At 61.4% G+C, this 9,212-nt stretch carries 9 protein-coding genes; 2 read left to right on the top strand and 7 right to left on the bottom strand.

The window, feature by feature from the left end:
* Positions 1-75: 75 nt before the first annotated feature.
* From QMX98_RS28465 to QMX98_RS28450, 4 genes are all read right to left on the bottom strand, one after another.
* Complete coding sequence (locus tag QMX98_RS28465; protein WP_282411732.1) at positions 76-1,002, bottom strand: biotin-dependent carboxyltransferase family protein; 927 nt, start codon at positions 1,000-1,002, stop codon at positions 76-78.
* A complete protein-coding gene (gene pxpB / locus QMX98_RS28460) occupies positions 999-1,703 on the bottom strand; it encodes a 5-oxoprolinase subunit PxpB (RefSeq protein WP_282411731.1) in 705 nt (234 codons plus the stop codon). Before pxpB ends, QMX98_RS28465 begins: the two co-directional genes overlap by 4 nt.
* Positions 1,700-2,452 carry a 5-oxoprolinase subunit PxpA gene (locus QMX98_RS28455; RefSeq protein WP_282411730.1) on the bottom strand — a complete coding sequence of 251 codons (753 nt, stop codon included), beginning with the start codon at positions 2,450-2,452 and terminating at the stop codon, positions 1,700-1,702. The genes pxpB and QMX98_RS28455 overlap by 4 nt, the downstream gene beginning before the upstream one ends.
* A gap of 62 nt (positions 2,453-2,514) precedes the next feature.
* Positions 2,515-3,801 carry an MFS transporter gene (locus QMX98_RS28450; RefSeq protein ID WP_010462114.1) on the bottom strand — a complete coding sequence of 429 codons (1,287 nt, stop codon included), beginning with the start codon at positions 3,799-3,801 and terminating at the stop codon, positions 2,515-2,517.
* 147 nt (positions 3,802-3,948) lie between these two features.
* Between QMX98_RS28450 and QMX98_RS28445 the strand changes: the two genes are divergently transcribed.
* Positions 3,949-4,863 carry a LysR family transcriptional regulator gene (locus QMX98_RS28445; protein WP_010462116.1) on the top strand — a complete coding sequence of 305 codons (915 nt, stop codon included), beginning with the start codon at positions 3,949-3,951 and terminating at the stop codon, positions 4,861-4,863.
* Between the two features lie 49 nt (positions 4,864-4,912).
* On the opposite strand, the gene QMX98_RS28440 is transcribed toward QMX98_RS28445, so the two are convergent.
* From QMX98_RS28440 to QMX98_RS28430, 3 genes are read right to left on the bottom strand one after another with little or no spacing between them, the layout of a single operon-like run.
* Positions 4,913-5,455 carry a DUF2937 family protein gene (locus tag QMX98_RS28440; protein WP_102595475.1) on the bottom strand — a complete coding sequence of 181 codons (543 nt, stop codon included), beginning with the start codon at positions 5,453-5,455 and terminating at the stop codon, positions 4,913-4,915.
* A 12-nt stretch (positions 5,456-5,467) separates the two neighbouring features.
* Positions 5,468-6,244, bottom strand: a complete 777-nt coding sequence (locus QMX98_RS28435) for a class II glutamine amidotransferase (protein ID WP_102595474.1) — start codon at positions 6,242-6,244, stop codon at positions 5,468-5,470.
* Positions 6,245-6,270: 26 nt separating this feature from the next.
* On the bottom strand, positions 6,271-6,768 hold the full coding sequence (locus QMX98_RS28430; protein ID WP_145308124.1) for an MFS transporter: 498 nt from the start codon (positions 6,766-6,768) through the stop codon (positions 6,271-6,273).
* A gap of 257 nt (positions 6,769-7,025) precedes the next feature.
* Between QMX98_RS28430 and QMX98_RS28425 the strand changes: the two genes are divergently transcribed.
* Positions 7,026-9,080 (top strand): S9 family peptidase, encoded by a 2,055-nt coding sequence (locus QMX98_RS28425; protein ID WP_200667894.1) that lies wholly within the window; start codon positions 7,026-7,028, stop codon positions 9,078-9,080.
* Positions 9,081-9,212: the final 132 nt, after the last annotated feature.

Genomic DNA, 9,212 nt, shown 5'->3' with positions numbered 1-9,212 from the left:
GCCTCGCTCCTACAGGTTTCTGTGTTCGTGCATCGTGCACCAACCCTGTAGGAGCGAGGCTTGCCCGCGAAGCTTTTAGCGGTTTGAAAATCGCTGCAAATACTCGACCTGTTCGCGATGCGCCACCTCCTGCACCACCGGCCGCAACCGCACTTTCACCCCCGGCAAGCACTGCGCCAGCCGCGCGAGTGCCAACGGCGTCAACGCCCCCAATCGCGGATAACCGCCAATGGTCTGCCGATCATTGAGCAACACAATCGGCTGCCCGTCCGGCGGGACCTGGACCGCGCCTAGCGGGATGCCTTCGGAAATCATCGGCTGGCCCTGGTACTGCAACGGCGTTCCCAGCAAGCGAATGCCCATGCGATCGGCACGGCTGTCGAGGGTCCAGATGCTATTAAACGCATCGAACAGGCTCTGCCCGCTGAACTCACCGATCTGCGCGCCGAGGACCACATCCAGTGGCGAATCGACTTTGAAATTAGGCCGGTGTTCTGCCGGTAACTCCCGCAGCAATAACAGCGCACTCCCGCGATAGCTCAACGGCGCGCCTTTGCCCAATGGCCGGCCCATACCATCCAGGCCGCCGAGTTCTTCACGGACCACCGTCGCGCTGCTTCCCAACACTTTTGGCGCGTCAAACCCGCCCGGTGCCGCCAGATAAGCTCGCGCCCCGAGCAGCGGTTGAGTGAATTGCAATCGCTGGCCCTTGTTCAGCCGGAAACTGCGCCACGGCGCCAATGCCTCGCCATCCACTTGCGCGCCCAAGTCCGCCCCGGCCAGCGCCAACACGCAGTCTTCCTCGGCTACGACGCTGAAACCGCCGAGGGTGATTTCAATCACCGGCGCATCAAGGCCATTGCCCAACAACCAATTGGCCCACGACATCGAACGCCAATCCAGCCCGCCGCCCTGGGTCACACCCAGATGCCGCACGCCGAAACGACCCGCGTCCTGCAACAGGCACAGCGGCGTACTCGCCTCAATCAATAGACGGCTCATGCCTGGGCCTCCAATGGCGTGTCGTCACCGCCCAGGTTGATGAACTGCGCATGGTCGACCGCTTCAAAGCGCACGGTGTCACCCGGTTGCATCAGGCTGTAACCATCGCGTTCGCGGTCGAACAATTTGGCGGGCGTACGGCCGATCAGGTTCCAGCCGCCGGGGGATACCACCGGGTAGGCGGCGGTTTGCCGCTCGGCGATGCCGACACTGCCGGCCGCCACCTTTTTACGCGGCGTATTCAGACGCGGCGCGGCAAGCACTTCTTCCACCAGCCCCATGAAAGCGAACCCCGGCGCGAAACCCAGCGCGAACACTTGATACTCGCGCTCGCTGTGGCGGCGGATCACCTCGTCCACCGACAGCCCGCTGCGCTGAGACAACAAGCTCAACTCCGGACCGACGCTCAAGTCATACCAGACCGGCAGCACATGGCATTTACCGCGAGTGCTCGCGTTGGGTGACAGGTCGATCAGCGCTTGGGCGAGCAATTCCCGGGCTTGAGTCGGACTCAACGCCGTCAGGTCGTAATGCACCATCAACGTCGTGTAAGACGGCACCAGATCGATCAGATGCCCGGCAAACGCAGCGCGCAGGTTTTCGCTGGCCGCCAGCATCCACGGCATGTTGGCTTCGGCAATTTCATCGAACAGACGCACCATCAGGCAATCCAGCGCCACCACCTCAACCCGCAGTTTCATGGTGCGCTCTGCTGATCAAGGGCTTCGCGAATCCGCCGCACCGCGGCCACCGAACTGGCGTTGTCACCGTGAACGCACAGGGTGTTGGCCTGCAAGTGCAAGGCGCTGCCGTCGCTGGCGGTGAGGTTGTCGCCACGGGCGATGGTCAGCGCTTGCTCGATAATGGTTTCGGGATCGTGGTGCACCGCCCCCGGCAGTTGCCGTGAAACCAGCATGCCGGCACTGTCGTAGGCACGGTCGGCGAAGGCTTCGAACCACAAGGTCACGCCGTATTCATCACCCAGTTGCTGGGCGGCGCTGTTGTTGCGCGTGGCCATGAGCATCAGCGGCAAGGTCCGGTCATACGCCGCCACGGCCTGAAGCACCGCGCGCAATTGCGCCGGGTTGGCCATCATGTCGTTGTACATTGCGCCGTGGGGTTTGACGTAACTGACGCGCCCGCCTTGGGCCCGGCAGATGCCGTCGAGGGCGCCGATCTGGTAATGCAAAATGTCCTGAAGTTCCTGGGCGGTGTAGGCCATGGAGCGGCGGCCGAAACCCACCAGATCCTGATAGGCCGGGTGCGCGCCGATCTGCACGCCGTTACTCAGGGCCAGGCCGACGGTCTTGCGCATGATGCTCGGGTCGCCGGCATGGAAGCCGCAGGCGATGTTGGCGCAATCGATGAAGGGCATGACCTCGGCGTCCAGACCCATGGTCCAGTTGCCGAAACTCTCGCCGATGTCGCAATTCAATAGCAGGCGGCTCACGGTGAACACTCCTGTAGGCATTTTCTTTTTTTGCTGTCGGGCAGATGCCCGCAGATTATCAGCTACTCGGCTTCAAGTTGTTTGCCACGGGTTTCCGGCAAGCTCAACGCAGCAAGGATCACCACACCGTAGGACACCGCCGCAAAAGCCCCGATGCCTACGCTCAATGGCACCTTCTGGCTCATCAAACCGATCAGCAACGGAAACAACGCCGCCAGGGCCCGGCCGATGTTGTAGCAAAAGCCCTGCCCCGAACCGCGAATCCGTGTCGGAAACAGCTCGGTCAAAAACGCGCCCATGCCACTGAAAATCCCCGAAGCGAAGAAGCCCAGCGGGAAGCCCAGCCACAGCATCACGCCGTTACTGACCGGCAACTGGGTGTAGAGCAACACGATGGTGAACGAGCCGACGGCGAACAGGATGAAGTTTCGTTTGCGGCCGAGGATGTCCGTCAAATAGGCACTGATGACGTAGCCGACGTAGGAACCGACGATCACCATCGCCAGATAACCGCCCGTGCCGAGTACGCTTAAACCGCGCTCGTTTTTCAGAAACGTCGGCAGCCAGGACGTGATCGCGTAGTAACCGCCCAGCGCGCCCGTGGTCAGCACCGAAGCGCGAATCGTGGTGAAGAGGATACCGGGGGCGAAGATCTCGTAGAACTTCGCGGCGTTGCCCGGCTCCTGCTTGGCCTTGGCTTCGCGGTAGATTTCCGGGTCCTTGACCAGTCGACGGACGAAGATCACGAAAATCGCCGGCACGATGCCGAGGATGAACAGCGCACGCCAGGCATCTTCCGGCGGCAATACCGAGAACAGCAGCGCGTAGAGAATCGCCGTCAGCCCCCAACCCAGCGCCCAGCCCGATTGCACCATGCCCACGGCCTTGCCGCGGTCCTTGGCGCGAATCACCTCGCCCATCAGCACTGCGCCGGCAGTCCACTCACCGCCAAAACCGAAGCCCATCAAGGTACGGCTGATCAACAGTTGTTCGTAGTTTTGCGCGAAGCCGCAGAGGAAGGTGAAGAAGGCGAACCACAGCACCGTCAGTTGCAAGGTGCGCACACGGCCGATGCGGTCCGACAGAATCCCCGCCACCCAACCACCGATGGCCGACGCAATGAGCGTGCTGGTATGGATCAGCCCGGCCTCGCCAGTCGTGATGCCCCACATGGCAATCAGGGTCGGCACCACGAAGCTGAGCATCTGGGTGTCCATGCCGTCCAGGCCATAGCCGATCTTGCAGCTCCAGAAGGTGCGGCGTTCCTGCTGATTGATGTTGCGGTACCAGTCGAAAGGTCCCGGCCGAGACGTGGCTTTGGGGATATCGAGCGTGTCGGGCGCACTCATGGCAACTCTCCGTGCAAATTTTATTGGTATTGTTCTGAGCCCCGACGACGCCTATCGTGGGAACCGGATGGCCTGATTTTTGGTTGTCCGGCCCTGCTGCGTCCAACTAATAAAAACCCGCCCTAGGCATAAGAAAAACTTAACGCCATGAACCTGAAATTTCTCGAGACCTTTGTCTGGGTCGCCCGACTCAAGAGTTTCCGCCTGACGGCTGACAAGCTCTTCACCACCCAGGCATCGATTTCCAGCCGCATCGCGGTGCTCGAAGGCGAGCTCGGGGTGAAGTTGTTTCTGCGCGACTCGCGGGGGGTGAGCCTGACGCCCGAAGGCTTGAAAGTGCTCGAGTACGCCGAGCAGATGATGGACACCATGCAAGCCCTCAAGCAGTCGATCGAGACGCGCTCAAGCAAGGTCGGGCGCGTGCGGATCGGCGTGATGGACACGGTGATTCACACGTGGCTGAGCCCGTTGGTGGCACAGATGATGGATCACTATCCGCGGGTGGAAATCGAGCTGGTGGCCGATACGGCGCTCAACCTCTGCGATCAGCTGCAAAAAGGCTTTCTCGATCTGATCCTGCAAACCGATCTGGTGCGTCAGGAAAGCGTGCGCAGCCTTGAACTGGCGAGCCATCCGATGGGCTGGATTGTCGCCAGCAATTCGATCTACAACCGTGGGTACACCGGCATTGCCGATCTGGCGCGCGAGCGGATCATTACCTACTCGAAAAACTCACATCCGCATCAGGACATTCTGAGTCTGATGCAGGCGAACGGGGTCATGACGCCGCGGCTGAACTGCGTGAACTCGGTGTCGGCGATTACCCGGTTGCTGCGCGACGGATTCGGCATTGGTGCGTTGCCGCCGGTTCTGGTGGCCGAGGAACTGGCGCGGGGGGAATTGACCTTGCTGGCCATCGATCAACAGCTGCCTAATTTGCAGGTCGTGGTGTCGTGGCGGGTGGGTGTGGAGTGGGTCGAGGAGATTGTTGCGTTGTGTCAGCAGGTGCTGGAGGGGTATGCGCGCAAGGTGGGTGAAGACTACATCGTCCTCGCACGCTGATCGGCGCTGATGATGATCGCTCCCACGCTCTGCGTGGGAGCGATCAGTGTTACAGGCCGCGCACATCCCGGTCTTCGATCGGCCGGCTCTGGCGCAGGCGTTTGCCGCCCAGCACTACCCAGTCGATCAGACGGAACAGGCATTCAATGCCGAAGGACAGCAGCAACGCACCGCTCATGCCCCAGATCATCGCTTCCGGTGTCAGCAGGATCTGGTAGCTGTAGCCATTCCAGGTTTCCTTGCGAATATCCGGATCCGCCGCCAATGCGACCTGCAGAACGCGGATGTACCACGGGCCCTGCATGGCGTGGAACTGTTTATCGAGCGCCACCTGACGGGTGAGCAAGGTGCTCAGGCTCTCGGCGTCGCTGCGGAAAATCGGGTCTTCACTGGCGCGGTAATGGGCGACCAGCGCCTGCATATCGCCCTTGAAGAACTGATTGGCGGTGCCCTGGAAACCGCTCAGGCTGGTTTGCGCCTCAATCAGATGCGCTTCGACCCGTTTCGCGTAATCGCTGATGAACCCGGGCACCTGGACACCGATCAACAGGCCCGCCGCAAACAACACCAGCCGTAGATAACTGAGCAACATCGGGTGAGATCCTTATTCGGTCTTGCCCTGGCTGACGCATTCGCCGCGTCGCCAGAGGCTCCATTGGCCCGGTTCGTAGCGGGTCCAGGTTTCGTTTTCGGTCAGGGGTTCGGTGGCGATCACCGTGACCACATCGTTAGGCGTGGTTTCGGCCTGGAAGTCGACGATCACATCGACATCCTTCAACCGCGCCGGGCCGAATGGCGCGCGACGGGTGATCTGGACCAATTTGGTCGAGCAATAGCAGAACAGCCAGTCGCCGTCGCTCAACAGGCAGTTGAACACGCCTTTGCTGCGGTATTCGGCGCAAGCGGCGACCAGGTCCGGCAGCAGCGCTTCGATCTCGACCGGTTCTGGAAACGCTGCGCGCACCCGATTGAGCAGGTCACAGAACGCCGCTTCGCTGTCAGTGTCACCGACGGGGCGATAAAAGCTTTTGATCGGCTGAAAATCCGCCAGCTGACCGTTATGGGCGAAACACCAGTTGCGGCCCCACAGCTCACGCACGAAAGGGTGCGTGTTGGACAGGCAGACCTTGCCCACGTTGGCCTGACGGATATGCCCGATCACCACTTCGCTTTTGATCGGATAGCGCTGCACCAGGTTCGCCACTTCTGACTCGCTGCTGGCCGCCGGGTCCTGAAACAACCGCAGACCGCGCCCCTCATAGAAAGCGATGCCCCAACCGTCACGGTGCGGACCGGTGCGGCCGCCGCGCTGCATCAGCCCGGTGAAGCTGAACACGATATCGGTCGGCACATTGGCGCTCATGCCCAATAACTCACACATGCTCGGACTCTCGCTTCAAGGCCGGATTACAAACGCGGTTCGACCCGCAATCGCTGAGGGTTGCTCGGCACTGGCGGACGACCGTAACGATCATCGCCGGCACCGCCGAACGGATGATCGTCGTCAGGATCGTCGACCCGGGCGGCGGCCTTGGCGGCGGCGGCCTGTTCCTTGCGAGCGTTGGAAGCCCGTTCAATAGGGAACCGGATCGCCACGAACACCAGATAAATGCCAAAGGCGATCATGCCGTACATGAACAGGTCGGAAACCGCCCGCCAGGCGTTGTTGCCCACCTTGAACAGCAGATCGAGCGCAGTGATGGCGATGGCCGGGGCCACTTTTTCCTTCACCGGGTCGATGATGGTCGGGCTGAATAGCAGTACGGCGACCAGCAGCCGCAGTGGTTCACGCAGCCAACGCCACATCCAGCGGGTGATGCGCATCCACACCAACAGGCAGCCTAAAGCGGCAAAGGCGTAGAGGCCCCAAGCGATCAGATAGTCGTTCTCGGTCATGGTGTCCATGGCAAGGCAGGCAAAGAGGCGCTTATAGTAACGACTTTTCGCCCGTCAGGCGTAATCCATGTGGGAGCGAACTGTGGCGAGGGAGCTTGCTCCCGTTCGGCTGCGAAGCAGTCGCAGCGCTTTTGGGGTCGCTTCGCAACCCAGCGGGAGCAAGCTCCCTGGCCACACAGGCTCACTCCTACAGGGTCTGCACAGGCATCAATATTTGCATTGCGCCTGCAAAACCCTATTTTTCGTACAACGTCCGAGAGTCCTTCATGCCCTTATCCGCCAACGTCACCAGCGCCCCGATTGCCCACAAGGCCGACGGCCCTGACCCGTATGCCTGGCTGCAGGAGCGCGACACCGACGCGGTGCTCGACTACCTCAAGGCTGAAAACAGCTACCAAGAGGCGCAGACCGCCGATCAGGCCAGGCTGCGCGAAACCCTGTTCGAGGAGATCAAGGGCCGGATTCTCGAAACCGACCTGTCGCTGCCCTCCCCTTGGGGCCCGTACCTGTATTACACGCGCACCACCGCCGGTGACGAATACGCCCGCCACTACCGCTGCCCACGCCCGGCCGATGACAGCCTGCAACTCGACGAAAGCCAGGAACAGCTGCTGCTGGACCCGAACGAACTGGCCAATGGCGGCTTCTTTTCCCTCGGCGCCTTCAGCATCAGCCCGGATCACCAGCGTCTGGCCTACAGCATCGATTCCACGGGCGATGAGATCTACACGCTGTTCGTGAAGGAATTGTCCAACGGCCGTGTCAGCGAACTTGAGTTCCAGGATTGCGACGGCAGCATGACCTGGGCCAATGACAGCCTGACGCTGTTTTTCGGCGAGCTGGACGACACCCACCGTCCGCACAAACTGCTGCGCTATCGACTGGACGGCACGGCGGCCGAGGAAGTGTTCAACGAGCCGGACGGCCGCTTCTTCCTGCATTGCTATCGCTCCAGTTCCGAACAGCAATTGCTGCTGTCGCTGGGCAGCAAGACCACCAGCGAAGTCTGGGCCCTCGACGCCTCGCAGCCGCAGCAGGCCTTTACTTGCCTGGCGCCACGGGTTGAAGACCATGAATACGACGTTGACCACGGCACGCTGAACGGCGAGTGGGCCTGGTTCATCCGCACCAATCGCGACGGCATCAACTTTGCCCTGTACACCGCCGTCGATACCGGTGTTGCGCCCACCGAGGCCGACTGGCAGAACCTGATCCCCCACAGCGACAGCACGATGATCGAGGGCATGAGCCTGAACGTCGGCGCGATGACGTTGAGCCTGCGGGTCGGTGGCTTGCCGGTGATTGAAGTCCACCCGCAGGATTTGCCGAGCTACCGCGTGCAACTGCCGGATGCGGCGTACAGCCTGCATGTGCAGAACAGCCTGGAGTTTGTCAGCGAGCGGATCCGCCTGCGTTACGAAGCCCTGAACCGTCCGGCGCAAATACGCCAGCTGGAGCTGGACAGTGGCGAGCAGAAAGTACTCAAGGAAACCCCGGTGCTCGGCCCGTTCGACGCCGACGCCTACGTCAGCCAGCGCCTGTGGGCGACGGCACCCGATGGCACGCAAGTACCGATCAGCCTGGTGGTCAAGCGCGAAGCCCTCGGTCAGCCGACGCCGCTATACCTGTACGGCTACGGCGCTTATGGCGAAAGCCTTGACCCGTGGTTCTCTCATGCCCGCTTGAGCTTGCTGGATCGCGGCGTGGCGTTTGCCATTGCCCACGTACGGGGCGGCGGTGAACTGGGCGAGGCCTGGTATCGCGCCGGCAAGCAGGAACACAAGCACAACACCTTCAGCGACTTTATCGCCTGTGCCGAGCACCTGATCGACAACGGCTTCACCACCTCAGCACAATTGGCGATCAGCGGCGGCAGTGCCGGCGGTTTGCTGATCGGCGCGGTGCTCAATCAGCGACCCGAGCTGTTTGGCGCGGCCATTGCCGAAGTGCCGTTCGTCGACGTGCTCAACACCATGCTCGACCCGGACCTGCCGTTGACCGTCACCGAATACGACGAGTGGGGCAATCCTGAAGAACCGGACGTTTATGAGCGGATCAAGGCCTACGCCCCTTACGAAAACGTCACCGCGCAAGCCTATCCGGCGACCCTGGTGATCGCCGGCTACAACGACAGCCGCGTGCAGTACTGGGAAGCGGCGAAGTGGGTGGCGAAATTGCGCGCGACCAAAACCGACACCAATCCCCTGTTGCTCAAGACTGAACTGGGCGCCGGGCATGGCGGGATGAGCGGTCGGTACCAGGGATTGCGTGACGTAGCACTCGAATACGCATTTGTTTTCAAGGTTTTGGGGATTGCCTGAGGAACTTGGCCCGGTGTTTCGGTCTTAAGACCAGACACCGGGCCCAATACAACACAACTCCCTTGTGGGAGCGAGCCTGCTCGCGATAGCGGACTTTCAGTCAATAATTGCGTGACTGACACACTGCAATCG

The sequence above is a fragment of the Pseudomonas sp. PS02303 genome (assembly GCF_029959925.1).
Lineage (GTDB): Bacteria > Pseudomonadota > Gammaproteobacteria > Pseudomonadales > Pseudomonadaceae > Aquipseudomonas > Aquipseudomonas mandelii.
Note: the sequence above shows the minus strand (reverse complement) of the source record. Positions and strands in the feature narration are given on the sequence as shown.

Coding starts and splice junctions, on each gene's coding strand:
- QMX98_RS28465 (WP_282411732.1), bottom strand. CDS start 1,002: ATGAGCCGTCTATTGATTGAGGCGAGTACGCCGCTGTGCCTGTTGCAG.
- QMX98_RS28440 (WP_102595475.1), bottom strand. CDS start 5,455: ATGTTGCTCAGTTATCTACGGCTGGTGTTGTTTGCGGCGGGCCTGTTG.
- pxpB (WP_282411731.1), bottom strand. CDS start 1,703: ATGAAACTGCGGGTTGAGGTGGTGGCGCTGGATTGCCTGATGGTGCGT.
- QMX98_RS28450 (WP_010462114.1), bottom strand. CDS start 3,801: ATGAGTGCGCCCGACACGCTCGATATCCCCAAAGCCACGTCTCGGCCG.
- QMX98_RS28445 (WP_010462116.1), top strand. CDS start 3,949: ATGAACCTGAAATTTCTCGAGACCTTTGTCTGGGTCGCCCGACTCAAG.
- QMX98_RS28425 (WP_200667894.1), top strand. CDS start 7,026: ATGCCCTTATCCGCCAACGTCACCAGCGCCCCGATTGCCCACAAGGCC.
- QMX98_RS28435 (WP_102595474.1), bottom strand. CDS start 6,244: ATGTGTGAGTTATTGGGCATGAGCGCCAATGTGCCGACCGATATCGTG.
- QMX98_RS28430 (WP_145308124.1), bottom strand. CDS start 6,768: ATGGACACCATGACCGAGAACGACTATCTGATCGCTTGGGGCCTCTAC.